Origin of the sequence: Hymenobacter guriensis, from assembly GCF_015773195.1 — a bacterium.
Lineage (GTDB): Bacteria > Bacteroidota > Bacteroidia > Cytophagales > Hymenobacteraceae > Hymenobacter > Hymenobacter guriensis.
In genome coordinates, this window is the sequence record NZ_JADWYK010000002.1 from 229,861 (window position 1) to 248,970 (window position 19,110).

Annotated in this window: 15 protein-coding genes; 7 read left to right on the forward strand and 8 right to left on the reverse strand. The window is 58.9% G+C overall.

Annotated features, from left to right (window positions below; translation table 11 throughout):
• Positions 1-438 precede the first annotated feature (438 nt).
• A complete protein-coding gene (locus I5L79_RS04390; protein ID WP_196953820.1) occupies positions 439-2,517 on the reverse strand; it encodes an OmpA family protein in 2,079 nt (692 codons plus the stop codon).
• Positions 2,501-3,565, reverse strand: coding sequence for a tetratricopeptide repeat protein (locus I5L79_RS04395; protein WP_196953821.1), 1,065 nt, complete (start codon positions 3,563-3,565; stop codon positions 2,501-2,503). Before I5L79_RS04395 ends, I5L79_RS04390 begins: the two co-directional genes overlap by 17 nt.
• 231 nt (positions 3,566-3,796) lie before the next feature.
• Here I5L79_RS04395 and I5L79_RS04400 point away from each other — a divergent pair, with 231 nt between their 5' ends.
• Positions 3,797-4,219: a BrxA/BrxB family bacilliredoxin gene (locus I5L79_RS04400; protein ID WP_231402769.1), complete on the forward strand. Its 423-nt coding sequence runs from the start codon at positions 3,797-3,799 to the stop codon at positions 4,217-4,219.
• A gap of 184 nt (positions 4,220-4,403) precedes the next feature.
• Here I5L79_RS04400 and recQ read toward each other — a convergent pair whose 3' ends face one another.
• A complete protein-coding gene (gene recQ / locus I5L79_RS04405) occupies positions 4,404-6,602 on the reverse strand; it encodes a DNA helicase RecQ (protein ID WP_196954097.1) in 2,199 nt (732 codons plus the stop codon).
• 164 nt (positions 6,603-6,766) lie between these two features.
• Between recQ and I5L79_RS04410 the strand changes: the two genes are divergently transcribed.
• Together I5L79_RS04410 and I5L79_RS04415 are read left to right on the forward strand one after the other, a co-directional pair.
• The gene (locus tag I5L79_RS04410; RefSeq protein WP_231402771.1) at positions 6,767-7,744 is read left to right on the forward strand and encodes a KpsF/GutQ family sugar-phosphate isomerase; all 978 of its coding nucleotides are present in this window, start codon (positions 6,767-6,769) and stop codon (positions 7,742-7,744) included.
• A gap of 83 nt (positions 7,745-7,827) precedes the next feature.
• Positions 7,828-8,913, forward strand: coding sequence for a mannose-1-phosphate guanylyltransferase (locus I5L79_RS04415; protein ID WP_196953823.1), 1,086 nt, complete (start codon positions 7,828-7,830; stop codon positions 8,911-8,913).
• An 85-nt stretch (positions 8,914-8,998) separates the two neighbouring features.
• Here I5L79_RS04415 and I5L79_RS04420 read toward each other — a convergent pair whose 3' ends face one another.
• From I5L79_RS04420 to I5L79_RS04440, 5 genes are all read right to left on the reverse strand, one after another.
• Positions 8,999-9,355: a hypothetical protein gene (locus I5L79_RS04420; protein WP_196953824.1), complete on the reverse strand. Its 357-nt coding sequence runs from the start codon at positions 9,353-9,355 to the stop codon at positions 8,999-9,001.
• Positions 9,356-9,381: 26 nt separating this feature from the next.
• The gene (gene rlmB / locus I5L79_RS04425) at positions 9,382-10,344 is read right to left on the reverse strand and encodes a 23S rRNA (guanosine(2251)-2'-O)-methyltransferase RlmB (protein ID WP_196954098.1); all 963 of its coding nucleotides are present in this window, start codon (positions 10,342-10,344) and stop codon (positions 9,382-9,384) included.
• A 227-nt stretch (positions 10,345-10,571) separates the two neighbouring features.
• Entirely contained in the window at positions 10,572-13,565 is a 2,994-nt protein-coding gene (locus I5L79_RS04430; protein ID WP_196953825.1) for a glycosyltransferase family 117 protein, read from the reverse strand.
• Positions 13,566-13,709: 144 nt separating this feature from the next.
• On the reverse strand, positions 13,710-14,096 hold the full coding sequence (locus I5L79_RS04435; protein WP_196953826.1) for a T9SS type A sorting domain-containing protein: 387 nt from the start codon (positions 14,094-14,096) through the stop codon (positions 13,710-13,712).
• Positions 14,097-14,164: 68 nt separating this feature from the next.
• On the reverse strand, positions 14,165-14,953 hold the full coding sequence (locus I5L79_RS04440; protein ID WP_196953827.1) for a biotin--[acetyl-CoA-carboxylase] ligase: 789 nt from the start codon (positions 14,951-14,953) through the stop codon (positions 14,165-14,167).
• Positions 14,954-14,968: 15 nt separating this feature from the next.
• Here I5L79_RS04440 and rsfS point away from each other — a divergent pair, with 15 nt between their 5' ends.
• From rsfS to I5L79_RS04460, 4 genes are all read left to right on the forward strand, one after another.
• Positions 14,969-15,355, forward strand: coding sequence for a ribosome silencing factor (rsfS, locus tag I5L79_RS04445; protein WP_196953828.1), 387 nt, complete (start codon positions 14,969-14,971; stop codon positions 15,353-15,355).
• 91 nt (positions 15,356-15,446) lie between these two features.
• Positions 15,447-17,558 carry an ATP-dependent zinc metalloprotease FtsH gene (gene ftsH, locus I5L79_RS04450; protein WP_196953829.1) on the forward strand — a complete coding sequence of 704 codons (2,112 nt, stop codon included), beginning with the start codon at positions 15,447-15,449 and terminating at the stop codon, positions 17,556-17,558.
• Positions 17,559-17,680: 122 nt separating this feature from the next.
• Positions 17,681-18,334 carry a LutC/YkgG family protein gene (locus tag I5L79_RS04455; RefSeq protein ID WP_196953830.1) on the forward strand — a complete coding sequence of 218 codons (654 nt, stop codon included), beginning with the start codon at positions 17,681-17,683 and terminating at the stop codon, positions 18,332-18,334.
• Entirely contained in the window at positions 18,309-19,100 is a 792-nt protein-coding gene (locus I5L79_RS04460; protein WP_196953831.1) for a UDP-2,3-diacylglucosamine diphosphatase, read from the forward strand. The genes I5L79_RS04455 and I5L79_RS04460 overlap by 26 nt, the downstream gene beginning before the upstream one ends.
• The last annotated feature ends 10 nt before the right edge of the window (positions 19,101-19,110 follow it).

Genomic DNA, 19,110 nt, shown 5'->3' on the forward strand with positions numbered 1-19,110 from the left:
CACAAACACCCACGTTGTTTCCTTTCCATCCGCACAAGGTCGCTCTATACTTGCATAAGAATTCGGACGCAGCAAGTAGCTGCCTTGAGTTTTTCTCAGCTTTTGCCGCCCATGACGGAAGTCGGAAGCCTGGAAAACAGCGCTATTGTTTCAACTGCTGAGGCAATAGCGCTGTATCCGAGAAAGACCGGCAGCTCACCCCAAGTACCGCATCTGCGGCCTGAGGTTGGTTGAAGTCCGAATAGCGCTGCTGCAGGTCAGCAACGGAATGAAGAGAAAGTTTAACGAGTGGGTTTTTATAAACTACTCGATTATGTTGCAATAGGTGTGTAGAAAAACCGCTGGCTCTGTCTGCGGTTTTTTTGCGTTTGCACCTGCCACAAAAAAGCCACTCCTCCACCGCAGAACGGCGAAGGAGCGGCAGTAACTGTAACTAGCTTACTTTTCCAGCACTTTAAACTCGGTGCGGCGGTTTTGCTGTCGGCCTTCCTTGGTAGTGTTGGACGCTACCGGCTGCGTGAGGCCGTAGCCGGCAAACGTGAGGCGGCCTTTGTCAATGCCTTTTGTTATCAGGTAGTCGACTACCACGCGGGCCCGGTTTTCGGAAAGCTTCTGGTTGTAGGCCGGGTTGCCCACGTTGTCGGTGTGGCCGGAAATTTCGATGCGCAGCTTGGGCGTTTCATTGAGCAGAGCCACAAGGCGCTCCAGCTCGGCGGTGCTTTCCTTGCGCAAGGTTGATTTGTCGGTGTCGAAGAAAATGTTGTTCAGCACCACCTTCGCGCCTACGTTCAGCTTCTTGAGGGCAATGTCCTTCACCACTTCCGAATAAGCCGCGCCGGCCGGCAGATCAAAGTTTTCGGAGTGGAAAAGGTAGCCTTCCTGCCGCACTACGATGCCGTAGTTGATGCCCGAAGGCAACGACACGAGGTAGCGGCCCGACTGCGAGTTGGAGCGGAAAGAGGCAATAGTCTGGTTTTTCTGGTTGTCAACCACGTCGATAGTGGCTTCCAGTGGCTGCTTGCTTTCGGCATCCGTCACGATGCCCTTCAGGATAGTTACCTGGGTGGTAGCCACAGGCACGGCAGCGGCCAGCACGGTTTCCTTCACGGGCGCCGCGCGCGAGGCCAGCAGCTGGTCTTCGTTGCTGAGCACGGGCGGCTTTTCGGGCCCCAAGAAGGTAATCTGGTAGATGTCCTTGCTGCCTTGGCCATCGTCGCGGTAAGAGGAATAGTAGCCGTGGCGCCCGGAGGCCGAAATCACGAAGAACACGTCGTCGTCGGGCGTGTTGATGGGCCAGCCGAGGTTTTCGGGCTTGCTCCACTTGCCGTTTTCATACACCGATTTAAAGATGTCGTAGCCGCCCATGGAGTTGTGACCTTCCGAGGAGAAGTACATCGTCTTGCCATCGGGGTGCATAAACACACCTTCTTCGCCGTAGGGCGTGTTGATGGCAGGTCCCAGGTTTACGGCTTTGCCTTTGCCTTCCAGCTCAATCCGGTAAATGTCGCGGCTGCCGAGGCTACCCTCGGGCTGGTCGCTCACGAAGTACAGGATGCGGCCATCGGGCGAGTAGGAAGCCGACGACTCGTGGGCGTTGGTGTTCACGCGCTTGCCCAGCGTCTGGGGCTTGCTCCACTTGTTGCCACGCAGGTCGCACTCGTTCAGGTCGCCGCCGTTGTTTTCCACGTAAATCAGCATACGCTGCCCGTCGGGGGAAAGGCCCACGGTGGCGTCGTGGCCGTCCGTATTGACAGGCTCGGCCAGGGCGCGGGCGGGCCCCCAGCCGTCGCCGGCACGGTTCGACTGGTACACGTCCTCAAAAAAGCCGCCCGATTCGGGGTCCGTCTGGCCGCCGGTGGAGTTGTTGCGGCGGGAGGTAAACAGAATCACCGACTCATCAGCCGAAATAACCGGCCCGTAGTCCGGAAACGGTGAGTTTACGCCCGGCCCGGCGTTATCGATAAAGACACGGGTGGGCTTTTTCATGAGGGCCATGCCCGACTCGCACTCCGTAATGTGCTTTCGTATTTCCTGCTGCAGAGCCAGGGCGTTTTTAGCGCCGGTGGGCGGCACGGCCTTTTTGTACTCAGCAATTGCTTCCTGCCAACGGGCGTTCAGGTGCAAGCCGCGGCCCAGCAGAAAGTGCATGCGGGGGTCCACCTCACCGTCCAGCTCAAAGGCCTTCTGCAGGTAGCTCAGGCTGCGCGGCCGAAACCCGGAGTTCAGGTAACAGTCGCCGATTTTGAGGTTGAGCTGAGCGTTGTTCGGGTTGAACTTCTGGGCTTCGAGGTAGTGCGGCAGGGCGCGCTCGTACTTGGGCGGGTCAGCAAAATACCATTCGTCGCCGGCCTTTATTTCTTTCTGTGCGGTTTTCAGGCCTTCCTTGTCGTTGCCGAACCGGTCTTTGCTGAACTCCACACTCTGAGCCAGCGCCGGAACCGCTAGGAGCAGCGCGGCGGCCAGGGCGGCCAATCGGGTAAACTTCATCGAGTACGTCACCTTATTCACAAGCGGCATTAGCGTAGGCAGTTCCATTTTCCAGGCCCAGTTCGGCGGCTTTGCGCCAGTCCTGGCACGCGCCGTCGGCCTCGCGCAGCATCTCGCGGGCATGGCCGCGGTTGAGGTAAGCCTCGGCGTACTGCGCATTTAGCTTGATGGCCTGCGTGGCATCGTCGGCGGCTTTCTTGTAGTCTTCGAGCTTGAGGTAGGCAGCCGCGCGGTTGTTGTAGGCGAAGGCATAGCCGGCGTTCAGCTCCAGCGCCTTGCTGAAATCGGCCACGGCACCTTTATAGTCACCGGCCTCAAATCGGGCGCTACCGCGGTTGTTGAAGGCCACGGGGTTGTCCGTCACTTTGTTGAGGTAGGCGGAGAAGTCGGCCAGGGCGCCTTTCACGTCGCCGGCGCGGCGCTTGGCGCTGGCGCGGTTCAGCAGGGCCGGCAGCAGCTCAGGCTGAAGCTTCAGGGCCTGATCGTAGTCCTGAATGGCGGCGGCGTAGTTGCCGAGCTGGCGCTGGGCGCTGCCCCGGTCGTGATAGGCGTAGGCATAGGCGGGGTCGGCTTTCACGGCCGCCGAAAAATCGGCCAGCGCCTCCTTGAAATTGCCTTTTTCAAAGCGTAGGTCGCCGCGGTAGTACCAGGCGGGAGCGTAGTCGGGCTTGAGTTCCGTGGATTTGGTGTAGTCCAGCTCGGCAGCTTCTGCCTGGCCCTGGGCCTGCTTGGCCTGCCCACGCCCGAAGTAGGCTGTGAAGCCTTCGGGCTCCAGCTTGATGGCCTGGTCGTAGTCCTGCACAGCCTGGTCGTACTCCTTCAGCTCGTAGCGGGTAGCAGCGCGGTTGTAGTAGGCTTTGGAAAAATCAGCTTTAGCGGCCAAAGCGCGGTCAAAGTCCTGAATAGCGGCGCGGTAGCTTTTCTGGTTGAACTTGGCAATGCCGCTGTTGTAGAGCTTTTCGGCCAGCTGGGCGGGCGGCAGCGTGCTGGCTCGCACGGTATCTACCTGCGCCTGGGCGGGCCGGGCCAGGCCACCAACCAGCAAAAGCGCCGCCGCTGCAGTAAAGAGTGGTTTCATAGAAAGTTCGGGGGCGGGCCAGGTGGTGCCACCCGGTATAAATGTACTTTCCTTTCCCAACACTCCCAACCCATCCGGCATTCTTTCCGGGTAATTGAAGTTTCCCAAGCCGGCAGATTTCGGTCGGTCCTGAAAACCTTTGGGTAGGGCTGACACTTATTGTTTGCGTAATTTTGTCGGCGGGTTTTTCCGCCCGCTTCCTTTTTTCTTTTTCTTCCTCATCTAATAGATATGGCAACGTACCCCGAATACATGGTGGCTCCCATCCGGCAGGACTTGGTGGAAGCCGGTTTTGAGCAATTGATGACGCCCGAAGAAGTGGACCAGGCGCTGCTGCCAACTACCGGCACGGTGCTGGTGGCCGTCAACTCGGTGTGTGGCTGCGCCGCTGCCAAAGCCCGCCCGGCCCTCAAGCTGGCCCTTTCCAGCACCGACAAAAAGCCCGCGAAGCTGGTTACGGTATTTGCCGGTATGGAAACCGACGCCGTGGCCAAAGTGCGCGAGCATCTGCTCCCCTACCCGCCCTCTTCGCCCAGCATTGCGCTGTTCAAAGACGGTGAGCTGGTGCACATGATTGAGCGGTACCACATCGAAGGCAACGACATGATGCGCATCGTCGACAACCTGCAGGGCGCCTTTGCCGAGTACTGCTAAACCACGGATTCGCGCGGATTGGTCGGATTCCACGGATTTTGTGGACGATTATCCCCAACAAAAAAGCCCCGCATACTGCGGGGCTTTTTTGTTTTTTCTTAGTTTATCTGGAAATCTCGAAAAACGCAGACTGTTCCATTCACAAAATCCGTGAAATCCGACCAATCCGCGCGAATCCGTGGTCTTAGTTGGCTACTTCACTCAGGAACTTGATACGCATCAGGCGCAGATCTTCCTCGGTGTAGTCGTCGTCGCCCAGTTCTTTCAGGGCTTCGGCAATGTTGTCGGTGCTGGCCGTCATGAAGTAATCGTAGATTTCCTCCTGCCGCTCCTCGTCCAGCACGCCGTTGATGTAGTAATCGAGGTTGAGCTTGGTGCCAGCGTAGCAGATGTGCTCAATTTCCTCCATCAGCTCCCGCATGTCGATGCCCTTGGAAGAAGCAATTTCCTCCAGGTCCATCTTCTTGTCGATCTGCTGAATGATATAAATCTTGATTTTCGACTTATTGACGGCTGATTTCACCACTACGTCGGCGGCCGTCATAATGTCGTTTTCCTCCACGTACTTCTTGATGAGTTCCAGAAAGGGCGCGCCGAACTTCTGGGCCTTGCCCTGCCCTACGCCCGATACGTGGGCCAGGTCCTCTATCTTGGTAGGAAAGGTGGTGGCCATTTCCTTCAGGCTCGGATCCTGAAATAGCACGTAAGGCGGCAAACCTTTCTGGTGAGCCAGCTTCTTACGCAGGGCCTTGAGCATGTCGAACAGGGCCTGGTCGTGGCCGGCAGCCTGCTGCACTTCCTCCTGCTCCACCTGCTCCTGCATTTCCTCCTCGTAGTTGTGGTCCTTGGAGAGCTTGAAGTTGTAGGGCGACTGCAGAAAATCTTCGCCCTTGGGGCAGATGCGGATTACGCCGAAGTTTTCGATATCCTTGCCCAGCAAACCCGCAATCATGCTCTGGCGCAGCACCGAGTGCCAGAATGCCACGTCATGGTCTTTGCCGGCCCCGTAGATGGGTAGCTTGTTGTGGCCGTAGCTTTCGATGTGGGGGTTGGTCAGGCCGGTGAGCACGCTCGTGAGGTGCTCGATGCCGAAGCGCTGCTCGGTCTGCACCACGGCCTGCAACGCCAGCTTCACAAACTCCTTGCCCTCGAACTTCTCGCGCGGGTGCTTGCAGTTGTCGCAGAAGCCGCAGTCCTTCTCATAGGTTTCGCCGAAGTAGTGCAGCAGCTGTTTGCGGCGGCACACAGCCGAGTCGGCGTAGTTGGCCATTTCCTGGAGCAGCAGCTTGCTGTTGTCGCGCTCGGTCACGGGCTTGTCCTTGTTGAACTTCTCCAGCTTCACGATGTCATCGTAGCTGTAGAACATCAGGCAGTCACCCTCCAGCCCGTCGCGGCCGCCGCGGCCGGTTTCCTGGTAGTAGCCCTCAATGCTCTTGGGCGTGTCGTAGTGAATCACGAAGCGCACGTCCGGCTTGTCGATGCCCATGCCGAAGGCAATGGTCGCCACAATTACGTCGCAGTCCTCATTCAGGAAGGCATCCTGGTTGGCCATGCGCACGTGCGGGTCGAGGCCGGCGTGGTACGGCAGGGCACGCACGTCGTTCACGCGCAGCAGCTCGGCTATTTCCTCCACTTTCTTGCGCGAGAGGCAATACACGATGCCGGCCTGCCCCTTGCGCTGCTTCACGTACTGGATCAGCTGCTTTTTGGTCTGGTGCTTGGGCCGGACTTCGTAGTACAGGTTGGTGCGGTTGAAGGACGTCTTGAACACCGACGCCTCGTCCATCTGCAGGTTTTTCTGTATGTCGAGCTGCACCTTGGGCGTGGCCGTGGCCGTGAGGGCAATGATGGGCACATCTACGCCCAGCCCGTCGATGATGCTGCGGATTTTGCGGTACTCCGGCCGGAAGTCGTGGCCCCACTCCGAGATGCAGTGGGCCTCATCAATGGCCACGAAGGAAATGGTGGCCTTGTTTAGAAACTCTATGGTCTCGTCCTTGGTCAGGCTTTCAGGCGCCACGTACAGCAGGCGTACCTCCCCACTGATAACGTCCCGCTTCACCTTGTTCATTTCCGTTTTCGACAGGGTCGAGTTCAGAAACGCGGCATTCACCCCGAAGGCATTCAGCTGGTCGACCTGGTTTTTCATCAAGGCAATCAGCGGCGAAATCACAATGGCCGTACCGGGCAGCACCAGGGCTGGCAGTTGGTAGCAAAGACTCTTGCCGGCGCCGGTAGGCATAATCACGAAGGTGTTGTGGCCTTCGATGACGTTCTGGATGATGGCTTCCTGAGTACCCCGAAACTGGCCGTACCCGAAAACTTCCTTTAACTTGCCCTTCAGATCAGCTGCTGGCTTAGCGGCTTGGGTAACGGCTGGCATGGACTTGCTCACTTCTCGGTTGGGGAATGCAGATGAGACAGACAACCCACGGGTTGCTTTCTCAATCTAGACAAATTTACAGTAGGGAGTATCGGGTACCGGGAATTAAGACTAAAGCCGCTCTTTTCTCGCCGCACTGCTCTCTATTTGATATCAAATTTAGATTGAAACCGCTCAAAGACACCAACGCACTGGCAAAAAAAGTGCTTCTCGAAGAAGCCGATGCCATCCGGGGCGTAGCTGCCGCCCTCGACCAGCGCCCCGATTTCGCCAACTGCGTAGCGGCTATTCTGGCTCTGCAGGGCCGCGTGGTCGTTACGGGCATTGGTAAAAGCGCCCACATTGCCAGCAAAATAGTGGCTACGCTGAACTCTACGGGCACTCCGGCCCTGTTTATGCACGCCGCCGACGCCATTCACGGCGACCTGGGCATGATCCTGCCCGAGGACTTCGTTATCTGCATCAGCAAGAGCGGCGACACGCCCGAAATAAAAGTGCTGGTGCCCCTGCTCAAACGCAAAGGCACGGCCCTGGCGGCGCTGGTCAGCAACGCCGACTCCTACCTGGGCAAGCAGGCCGACTACGTGCTGCACGCCCCGGTGGAGCGCGAAGCCTGCCCGCACAACCTGGCCCCTACCACGTCTACCACCGCTGCCCTGGCCCTGGGCGACGCGCTGGCGGTGTGCCTGCTCGAAAGCCGGGACTTCACTTCCCAGGATTTTGCCCGCCTGCATCCCGGCGGCACGCTCGGCAAAAAGCTTTACCTGAAAGTGGGCGACCTGAGCCGCAACAACGAAAAGCCCCGCGTGAGCATCGACGCGCCGCTCAAGGAAATCATCCTAGAAATTTCGGGCAAGCGCCTGGGCGCTACCGCCGTGCTCGACCCCGGCACCGACGAACTGCGCGGCATTATCACCGACGGCGACCTGCGGCGCATGCTTACCAACTTCGCCTACCTCGACGACGTGCGGGCCCAGGACATCATGACGCTGGCCCCCGTAACGGTGGAAACCGACGACTTTGCGGCCGAGGCTCTCACCCGCATGCAGCTGCGCAACATCACCCAGCTGGTGGTGCTGGAAAACGGGCAGTTCAGCGGCTTCATTCACCTGCACGACTTGTTACGCGAAGGGCTGGTATAGCCCAGCCGGATGCGGGAAAGCCGTACCTTGCCCCCGGTATTTGATTTCCCCACCCGGCGCGGCCTTCCGCGCTGCTCGCTTCTATGAACGCACACACCTACCTCGTGGTCATGGCCGGCGGCATTGGCAGCCGCTTCTGGCCATTCAGCCGCACCCAGCATCCCAAGCAGTTTCATGATGTGATGGGCGTGGGCCGCTCCATGCTGCAGCTCACCATCGACCGGTTTCGCGGTATCTGCCCCGTGGAGAACATCCTGGTAGTAACCAACCGCGACTATACTTCCCTGGTAGAACAGCACCTGCCGGAGCTGGCTCCCGAACAGATTCTGGGCGAGCCCATCGGACGCAACACGGCCCCGTGCATTGCCTACGCCAGCTACCACATTGCCCAGCGCGACCCAGACGCCGTTATTATCGTGACGCCGGCCGACCACGCCGTGTTTCACGAGGACGTTTTTCAACGCGTCATCCGGCAGGCTGCCGACGCGGCCCGGGAGCATGATATCCTCATTACGCTCGGCATCCAGCCCTCCCGCGCCGACACTGGCTATGGCTACATTCAGTTCCTGGACGACAACACGTCTTCGCTCGGGCCGCTGAAGAAGGTGAAGACCTTCACCGAGAAGCCGAACCCCGAGTTGGCGAAGATGTTTCTCGACAGCGGCGACTTTCTGTGGAACTCTGGGCTGTTTGTGTGGCGGGCCGAGGTTATCATTCAGGCCTTTCATCAGTACCTGAGCGACATTGCGGAGGTATTTGATGAAGGCCAGCAGCTGCTTGGCACACCCCAGGAAGAAGAATTCATTGCCCAGGCTTACACGCGCTGCCGCAACATCAGCATCGACTATGGGGTGATGGAAAAGGCCGACAACGTGTACGTGCTGCCCGCCGACTTCGGCTGGAGCGACCTGGGCACCTGGGACTCCCTGCACCGCATGGGCCACCACGATGCTCAAAACAACGTGGTAGACGGCAACGCCCTGCTATACGATACTAAAGAGTGCGTCATCAAAACTCCCTCCGAGCGCCTGGTAGTGGTGCAGGGCCTGGAGGGCTACATCGTGGCCGAGTACGACAACGTGCTGCTCATCTGCAAGCGCACTGAAGAGCAGCGCGTGAAAGACTTCGTGGCCGATGTGAAGTCGAAGAAAGGCAACGGGTATAACTAATGTGTTTCGCTTCGCTAATGTGAGAAATGTGCTGATGTGCTACTCTTGAAACAAAAAGGCCTGCTTGAGAAGCAGGCCTTTTTGTTTACCATCTTAACCAGCGGATGCACTGGTCAAACTTCTGAGTAACTATTTCTTCAGGGTATAGTCTGCTGAACTCCGGCTGAGTACGCCTGTCGTCGTTAGCATAGTAATCAAATGAGAACAGCCCCTTTTCAGGAATAAAGCTGATCCACAGCATTTCCTGATTGGTAGTCATCAACTCATAGATACCCAATTTCAACGTAGCATGTGAAGTAAAAGCAAATAGACGAGCTGCGGCTCCGGATGAGACAATATGCTGAACTAGAAACGCCATTTCGCTGCCCCGATTGTATTGCCCGAGGGTTTGATAATGAGCAACAATTGCGTCCCACTGTTGAGCTTTTGTTTCCGGCAGCATACTAGTCCCTCTAAGTCAGAGCTTTTCTACTTCGTCAGGCGCTGGCGGAGCACTTCGTAGAGCATGATGCCGCTGGCAACGGATACGTTGAGGGAGCTGATCTGGCCCGCCATGGGGATGCGCAGCTTGTAGTCGGCCAGCTTGAGGTACTCGGGGCTGATGCCGTCTTCCTCGCTGCCCATGAGCACGGCCAGCGGCCCGCTCATATCCACGGATTGAGCCTCCAGGCTGGCATCGGCTTTCTCGGTACAGGCCACCACCTGCACCCCCGACTCGCGCAGGAAGGTGAGCGTCTCCTTTAAGTTCGGTTCGCGGCACACTGGAATCAGGTTGAGGGCGCCGGCGGAGGTTTTGAGCGCATCGCCGTTGATTTGGGCAGCTCCGCGGCTGGGCACCACAATAGCGTGCACGCCCATACACTCGGCATTGCGGGCAATGGAGCCGAAGTTGCGCACATCGGTAATCCGGTCCAGGATTAGCAGCAGGGGCGTTTTGCCGTCCTCATACAGGCCCGCCAGAATGCTGTCCAGCGGCTGGTACTCGATGGGCGACACGAAGGCTACTGCACCCTGGTGGTTTTTGCGGGTGAGGTCGTTGAGCTTTTCCAGCGGAACCAGGGAGATAGGCACGTTGGCGTCCTTAGCCAGCTCCGTAATTTCCTGGGTGATGCTGTTCTTGGTGCCACGCAGCAGGTAGATTTTCTCCAGCGTGCGGTGCGCGTGCAGGGCTTCCAGAATGGGGCGCAGCCCAAACAGCATGTCGATGCCCCGGTCGGCGGCCGGGCGGTGCGGATAGCGGGGCTTATAGTCACCGCGGGCATCGTCGCGGTTTTCGCGGCGGCTGTCAGGGCGCTCATCCGAGCGACTTTCCGGGCGGTAGTCGGCGCGGCCCTCGGTGCGGCGGCTGTCGGAACGAGGCACGGGACGGTTATCGGCGTCGTAAAAGGGGCGGCTCTTGGGCTGCCGGGGTCGGTCGTTGCGGTTTTCCATACGTCCACGGCACCACAAAGCGCCGGCAACTGCCGGGCCGCGCACCGATTGATACAAGGTAGAAGGCAAAGGTACGGCGTTTGCCCCGGAATGCGCCTTACCCTCCGGCGGCGTCTGGCGGCTCAACGTGGCTGCTTCCAAGTAGCAGCTCGAATGGCTCCCATAAACGACAAACGCCCGACGCTGCTTGCGCAACGCCGGGCGTTCAGGCACTTTCGGTTGGATCTTTACTGCTGCTGGGGCATGTACTGCTGCATCAGACCGAAGGATTTGGCAGCGCGGGCCTGGTCGCCTATACTGTCGGCGGCACGGGCCACGCTTTGCAGGGTAATCAGGCTTTGCTGGATTTCCTGGTCGTGCAGGGCCGGGTTGTGCGAGGTGTAATAAGCCAATGCCAACTGCGCCCGGTTGGTGAGCGTATCCATAATCTGGTTGGCACGAACCTTTTCGCCACCCTGCACCAGGGCCGGCACCAGCTGCGGAGTGTAGAAATCGTAGGGAATGGCGGCGTCAGGCATCAGTGCCAGGCATTTCTCGGCCACTTCCTTGGCTTTGGCCGTGTTGCCATCGGCTAAGTAAGCGTTGGTTAAACGGGCAAACTTATCGTGATAGTTGGCCGGGAAGCGCTGGCTGTTTTCGTCGTAGTACACCCCAGGGTTATCGAGGTTGCGGTAGACGAACTTCTTGAGCAGAATGTCATACATCTGGTCTTTCACTATATAGCCGTCGTCGCCGCTGCGGGGGTTGTAGTCCGGGTCGCGGGCGGGCAGTATCCGATAGGCCATGCCTTCAAGCTGGAAGTAAGGTTCCAGGCCCATGTAGTCCTGGGAGTTGACGGTGGTACCGAAGTACACGGGACGCTCCCAGTTGTTGGTGGCCAGGATGTCAAGGATAGCCAGGTTTTTCTTTTCGATGGCGCCTTTGCCCATATCCCACTCCATTACCGGTACCACGTGGCGGCGGCGCTCCGGCGCAATAATGCCCAGCTTCTGCACCGCTACGGTATCAATGGGCAAAAAGAACTTGCTGGTGGGGAAGGACAGCAGTGTGGGGCCGCCGTCGCCGTAGCTTACCTGCAGGAGCGGGCTGTTCTGCTTCACCAGGGAAATAAACTCCTTCAGGTTCACTTCCTTCACGGCCGGGTTGGCCACGTAGGGCAAGTAGTCGTTCGTGCCCTCCACGTACTGCGAGTGCTCCATGGAAATGGGCAGCGGCTTCGACTTGTAGGAGTCACGCTTCATCTGGTCGATGTACCAGTCGGTGTTCATGTAGCTGAGTACGGCCACGCGCACGTCGGTGCGAATGCCCTCTACCTCCTGGGCGTACCAGAGTGGGAAGGTGTCGTTGTCGCCATTGGTGAACAGGATGGCGTTGGGCGCGCAGCTGTTCAGCATGTTTTTGGCCGAGTCGATGGAGATATAGCGGTTGGAGCGGTTGTGGTCGTTCCAGCCCTGCGCCACCATGATGCCCGGAATCAGCAGACCCAGCAGCGTGGCTACGCCAGCCCGTAGGCCATCGGCTTTGAGCACAGTACGCAACCCTTCGGCCAATGCCAGCACCCCCAGCCCAATCCAGATGGCAAACGCAAAGAAGGCGCCCGTGAAGGTGTAGTCCCGCTCGCGGGGCTCGATGGGTGGCTGGTTGAGGTAGAATACAATGGCCAGGCCCGTAAATACAAACAGCAAGCCCACAATAAAGGCGTTTTTGCCGTCGCGGCGGGTGTGGTAGAACAAGCCTATGAGGCCCAGAATCAGCGGCAGCGCCAGGAAATTGTTGTAGGCTTTGCTGTCGGCTACCCGCTCGGGCAGACCATTTTTGCTTTCGAAGGGCGTCACTACGCCGGCTTGCTGCACGTCGCTTTCGCGGCCTACAAAGTTCCAGAGGAAGTAGCGCCAGAACATGTGCCCGAACTGGTAGCGGAACATAAACGACAGGTTCTGGCCCATCGTCGGCTTCACGTCCTCACGAACATCCACCCACTTTTTGTACTGGTACAGATGCTCAGGCGAGGCGCTGTAGAGGCGCGGCAGCAGCATTTTGTCCTCGGGAGCATATTCGTACTCGATGCGGGGTGGCGCCTCGGCGTACTGGTCGCCCTTACGCATGTAGCGCTTGGCGCCTTCCTTCGAGGCAATGGGCCGGGCATTAAACTGCGGACCGTAGAGCAAGGGACGGTCGCCGTACTGTTCGCGCTTGAGGTAGCTAACGAATGACAGCACGTCCTCGGGGTTGTTTTGGTTGATGGTGGGGTGGTAGGAGCTGCGGATGGGTACAATCAGGTACGAAGAGTACCCAATAAGAATGAACACAAGTGACAGCAGGGCAGTGTTGAGCAGGCGGTTGCCGGTGCTAGCGGCGTAGCGGAAGCCCATCCAGATAAGCGTGAGAAACAGCAGCAGGAAAAGGATAATCCCCCCGTTGAAGGGCAGCCCGATGCTATTCACGAAAAACACCTCAAACCCGCCTGCCAACGACGGCAGGCCAGGAATGATACCTACCAGAATCACGCCCACGATAATGCTGCTGATGAGCAAGGTGAGGAAAGAGCCAAGCAGCGTGGGGTGCTCGTTTTTGCGGAAGTAATAGATAAAGCCCAGGGCAGGAATAGCCAGCAGGTTCAGCAAGTGGACGCCGATGCTGAGGCCAATGGCGTAGGCAATCAAAATCAGCCATTTATCGGAATCGGGCTCATCGGCGCGGTTTTCCCACTTCAGCATCAGCCAGACCACCACGGCCGTGCATACTGCCGACATGGCGTATACCTCAGCCTCCACGGCGTTGAACCAGAACGAATCGGAAAAAGCAAAGGCCAAGGCACCCACGGCACCGCTGCCCAGAATCAGCCAGGTCTGCCCGCTGGTAGGCTCCAGCGTGCGGTCGTCGGCCATACCGGGCCGGCGCAGCACTAGCTTCTTGGCCAGCATGGTGATAATCCAGAACAGGAAAAGCACCGTGAACGAGGAGCTAAGGGCCGACAGCGCATTGATTAGCAGCGGCACTTTAGTGGCATCGCCAAACGAGAGCAATGAAAGCATGCGGCCCAGCAGCAGGAAGACGGGCGCCCCCGGAGGGTGCGGCACCAGCAGTTTGTAGGAGCAGGCTATAAATTCGCCGCAGTCCCAGTAGCTGGCGGTGGGCTCTAGCGTGAGCAGATAGGTGAGGGTGGCCACGGCAAACACCAGCCAGCCCACCAGATTATTCAGGCTTTTGTAACGACGCATTCCTTACTTGTTCAGAGAAGAGTCAAAAGTAGGCAATAAATCCGGCCGCGCCGCACCGCTGGCGGGCCTGCCGGTGGGGCACAGATGCAAAAAAAGCAGCCGGGGTTGCCGGCTGCTTTCACGAAATATCAGGAAAAAACGTGGCTAGTTCTGCAGCACCAGCCGCTTTGTGCCCATCACCTTTTCATTCTGCAGCAGACTGCACATATACATACCGGCAGGCAGATCGGAAAGGTTGAGAGGCTGGCCGGCGGCCGTAAGCTCGGCGCGCAGCGGCAGCACGCGCACTTCCCGCCCAATGATGTTGGAGATGCGCAGCTTGTAGTCCTGCCCCGGCTGCTGCTGCAGCGTGAGCATCACCATGCCACGCGCGGGGTTGGGGTAGAGCTGCATGCTGGCAGCAAGTTCAGGCTGCTGCCGGGCGGCCACCGCGGGCAGCGAATCTTTGCGCGCCGTAACGGCGGCCGCTACGCCCGAGAGCTGCTGCCCCACGAGCAGCGCCAGCAATACAACCAGAGTAGAGAGTTTCATAGCTCAAAGAGAAAGAGGTAAAAGAACGTTGTACTAGCTAGACAAGCATCGTGCCCATCTTGGTTGCATCAACAGTACCGTAGCTCTTGTAGCCCGAAGGTACGCTCCTGCCCGTTTTCCTCCACCACTAATCGACCAGTAGCTTCTATGCCGGTGATAATGCCCTGAAAAAGCCGACCAGCGGCTTGGTACTGCGCCGGCTGTCGGTAGCGGTACAGCACCCGCAGGTACTCCTGCTGCTGGGCGGCCACATTGCCGGCCCGCAGCTGCAGGTAGCGCCGCTCTAAGGCTTCTAGCAGCCGCTCCACCAGCGGAGCCAGCGGGTAGCTCCGCCCCGTAACCACCCCGATGGAGGTAGCCGTGGGCACGGCAAACTGCTGCTGATTGATATTTATTCCGATGCCAACGATGCTGGATTGAATTCCAACGCTGTTTAAGGTGTTCTCAATAAGAATGCCGCCCAGCTTCTGGTCCTGGTAGTACAGGTCGTTGGGCCACTTCAGGCGCAGCGCCAGCGAGTCACCCAGCAGCGTGGCAGCCCAGTCGCGCACGGCCAGGGCCACGGCTATGCTGAGCTGGAACTGGTCGGCCGCCGGCAGGAACGTGGGCTTCCAGACAACGGACAGCGTCAGGTTCTCGCCGGGAGCGGCTTCCCACCAGTTGCCCCGCTGGCCGCGGCCGGCCGTCTGTTTGTCGGTCAGTACTACGCAGCCTTCCGTGGCGCGGCTTTTGAGAAGTAAATCATGCGCCTCCGTGTTCGTAGAGGCACATTCGGCCAGCCAAATCACTTGCTGGCCCGTGAAGAGGGTTTTGGGATGCAGTGCCTCCACCTGATTTTCGTACTTTGTGATATTCAAACCTAACAATACCCCATGAAAAGTACGCTGGTTCGGCAGGATTCGGACAGATTGGCAGATGTTGTAGTACGCGGCATGCAGGAAAAAAAGGCTTCCGACATCGTCGTACTCGACCTGAAAGAACTTAAAAATGCCGTAGCAGATTATTTTGTTATCTGCTCGGCCTCCTCCGATACGCAGATTGAAGCCATTGCCCGCTCCATCGAAGAAGAGGTTGAAAAATTAACCGGCCAGAGCCCCTGGCAAACCGAAGGCCGCACCAACCGCGAGTGGGTGCTGCTGGACTACGTAGACGTGGTGGTGCACGTGTTTCTGCGCGACCGGCGCCAGTTCTATGCGCTGGAAGACTTGTGGGGCGACGCTGAAATCACGCACGTAGCCGAGGAAACCGCCGCGCGGTAAAGTAAACGGCCGGTTGCTGCGTCAGCCCCCGAACAAACCCTGCCTGATGGGGTTGCTTCATTGTTTTCTGTCTTAGACTACACTCCTATTCATGTCTGATAAGACCCCGCAAAAAAAGAAAAAACCCCTGCTGCCTACCCCGTCGCCAAAGCCGGGTATGCAGCTCTGGATGTTGCTTGGGCTGGTAGTATTCGTTCTGGGGATGCTGTTTTTCAGCCGCAGCAACGCTGCCCTCGACACCAACCAGAAAGATTTCGAGGGTTGGCTGGCGCAAGGCGACGTAAGCCGCGTGACGCTGGTAAACGACCGCACGGTAGAAGTAACGCTCAAGCCCTCGGCCCTGCGCAAGCCCGAGCATGCTCAGAAGCTGGGCCGCCGCGGTGTGCTGGCCCTGGAGGCCGGCCCGCAGTACGCGTTCCGCGTTATCGACGGCAAAACCTTTAAAGAGGATTACGACAAGCTTCAGGCGCAGATTCCGCGCGAGCAGCAGATCGGGCTGGAAGTAGACACCCGCCAGGGCTACGCCGAGTTCCTTAGCACCTGGGGCTTTATGATCCTGCTAATGGTGGGCTTCTGGTTCCTGATGCGCCGCATGAGCGGTGGCGGCGGGCCCGGTGGCCAGATCTTCAACATTGGTAAGTCGCGCGCGGCCCTGTTTGAAGGCGGTGATAAAGTCAAAATCACCTTCAAAGACGTAGCTGGCCTTGAGGAAGCCAAGGAGGAAATACAGGAAATCGTAGAGTTCCTGAAAAATCCTTCCAAGTTCACCATCCTCGGTGGCAAGATTCCGAAGGGCGCCCTGTTGGTAGGCCCTCCTGGCACCGGCAAAACGCTGCTGGCCAAAGCCGTAGCCGGTGAAGCCGACGTGCCGTTCTTCTCCTTGTCAGGCTCCGACTTCGTGGAAATGTTCGTGGGGGTAGGTGCGGCCCGGGTGCGTGACTTGTTCAAGCAAGCCAAAGCCAAGGCGCCCTGTATCATCTTCATCGACGAAATCGATGCCATTGGCCGCAGCCGCAGCCGCGGCAACGTGCCCGGCGGCAACGACGAGCGGGAAAACACCCTGAACTCGCTGCTGGTGGAAATGGATGGCTTCGGCACCGATTCCGGCGTCATCATCCTGGCCGCCACCAACCGCCCCGATACGCTCGACTCGGCCCTGCTCCGTCCCGGCCGCTTCGACCGGCAGATCAGCATCGATAAGCCCGACATCAACGGCCGTACCGAGATTTTCCAGGTACACCTCAAGCCCATAACGCTGGGCCCCGACGTGGAAGCCAAGAAGCTAGCGGCCATGACGCCCGGTTTTGCCGGCGCCGAAATTGCCAACGTCTGCAACGAAGCTGCTCTTATTGCTGCCCGCCGCGACAAGAAGATGGTAACCATGCAGGACTTCACCGACGCCGTAGACCGCGTTATCGGGGGCCTGGAGAAGAAAAACAAAATCATCAGCCCCGACGAGAAGCGCATTGTGGCTTACCACGAAGCTGGCCACGCTATTGCCGGTTGGTTTCTGGAGCACGCCGACCCCTTGGTGAAGGTGAGCATCGTGCCCCGCGGCGTAGCGGCGCTGGGCTACGCGCAGTACCTGCCGCGGGAGCAGTTCCTCTACAACACCGAGCAGCTCACCGACGAAATGTGCATGACCCTGGGCGGCCGCGCCGCCGAGGAGCTGGTGTTCGGCAAAATTTCGACCGGTGCCCTCTCCGATTTGGAGCGTATCACCAAGATGGCGTACAGCATCGTGACGATGTACGGCATGAACGCCAAGCTGGGCAACATCTCTTTCTATGATTCCAAGGGCCAGAATGAGTATGGCTTCTCGAAGCCCTATTCGGAGGCAACATCGCAGATGATTGACGAGGAAGTGCGCACCATCATTGCCGATGCCTACGTGCGGACCAAGGAGCTGCTGACGGAGCGCCGGCACGAGTTGGAAGTGGTAGCCAAGGAGTTGCTGGAGAAGGAAGTGTTGCTACAGGATGATCTGGAGCGCCTGGTGGGCAAACGCCCCTACGGCAACCAGACCAGCTACCAGGCCCACATGGCCGGCACCGACCGGAGCGAAACCCTCAGCGAGCTGAAGAACGAGCACCCGGTAGCGCTTGGCAACGACCTGCCACCCCTGAATCTGCCCGGCGTGGACGACAAGCCGGAAACCGGTGCTACCTCCGAGCCTACCGGCTCGGCCGTTACACCAGTGTAGCGCTGGTTGTCAGAACGCTAACGCAACGCCAGCTTTCTTCCCGGAGGCTGGCGTTGTTGTGTTCGGTAAGCAATCCGCCGCCGACCGCCTATCTTTGATTAAGCCTCATTTTTTCCCGTGCCATGGCGTCCTCTTCCCGCGAACTTATGCTGGGCCGTATTCGGGAGGCCCTGCAGCGGCCCGCTCCCCAGCCGGCTGCCCCCGATTTTACCGCCCCACTGCACCCACCGGCGACCGACGACTTAGATATTGCTTTTGCTGAAAGCTTCCGTCGGGTAGGCGGCGAGTTCTACTACTGCGAGTCCGTCGAGCACTTTTACAACCAACTGTTTCTTTACAAAAAGGAGCACAAGCTGGAATACCTCTACGTGTGGGAGCCAGAGCTGAAAAAGCTCCTGCACGCCGGGGACATTGTGTTTCAGGGCGATGAAAGCGGCTTTCTGGAACACGCCTCGGCCAGCCTCACCACCTGCGAGGCCCTGGTAGCCCGTACCGGCAGCGTGCTGCTGAGCGGGGCCACGGGCAGCGGCCGCCGCCTGAGCATCTACCCCGAGCGTCACTTGGTGCTGGCCCGCGCCTCCCAGGTAGTGGCCGACATCGGCGACGCACTGAGCTTGCTGCAGGCCCGGGCCGACGACAAAATACCGTCTATGTTTTCGCTTACCACCGGTCCCAGCCGCACGGCCGACATTGAAAAAACGCTGGTTCTGGGGGCCCACGGTCCCCGGGCCATTGCGCTGTTTTTGCTTGATGATACCCCCTCCCCGACTGCCTGATCTGGCGCTGCCGCCCGGCCGCCGGGTGTATTTCGCCTCCGACTTCCACCTCGGTGCGCCTACCGCCGCGCACTCCCTGGAGCGGGAGCGGAAAATTGTGCGCTGGCTGGATCAGGCCGCCCAGGATGCGGTGGCCATTTACCTGCTGGGCGACATCTTCGACTTCTGGTTTGAGTACCGGCACGCCATTCCGCGCGGCTTTATCCGCCTGCAGGGCAAGCTGGCCGAGCTCACCGATGCCGGCCTGCCCGTGACGTTCTTCACCGGCAACCACGATATGTGGATGTTCGACTACTTCACCCAGGAGTTGGGTATACCCATTCTGCGCCAGCCCGTCAGTCAGCGCATCGGCACGCAGGAGTTTCACATCGGCCACGGCGACGGGCTAGGCCCCGGGGACCATACCTACAAGGTACTGAAGCGGGTTTTTGCCTCGTCGGTGGCGCAGTGGCTGTTTGCGCGCCTGCACCCTAACCTGGGCATTGGCATTGCCAACCGCTGGAGCCAGCACAGCCGCCTGCAGAACGGCGCAGCCGACGAGCGGTATTTCGGTGAGGATGAATGGCTGCTGGTGTATTGCCGGGAGCTGGAAAATCGCTACCACCACGACTACTACGTGTTTGGCCACCGCCACCTGCCCCTCGATGTGGAAGTGCAGCCCGGCAGCCGCTACCTGAACCTGGGCGAGTGGGTCAATTATTGCTCCTACGCCGTGTACGATGGCACACAGCTGAACCTGCAGCACTTCGAGGCCCGGCAACCGTAACTTCCGCATC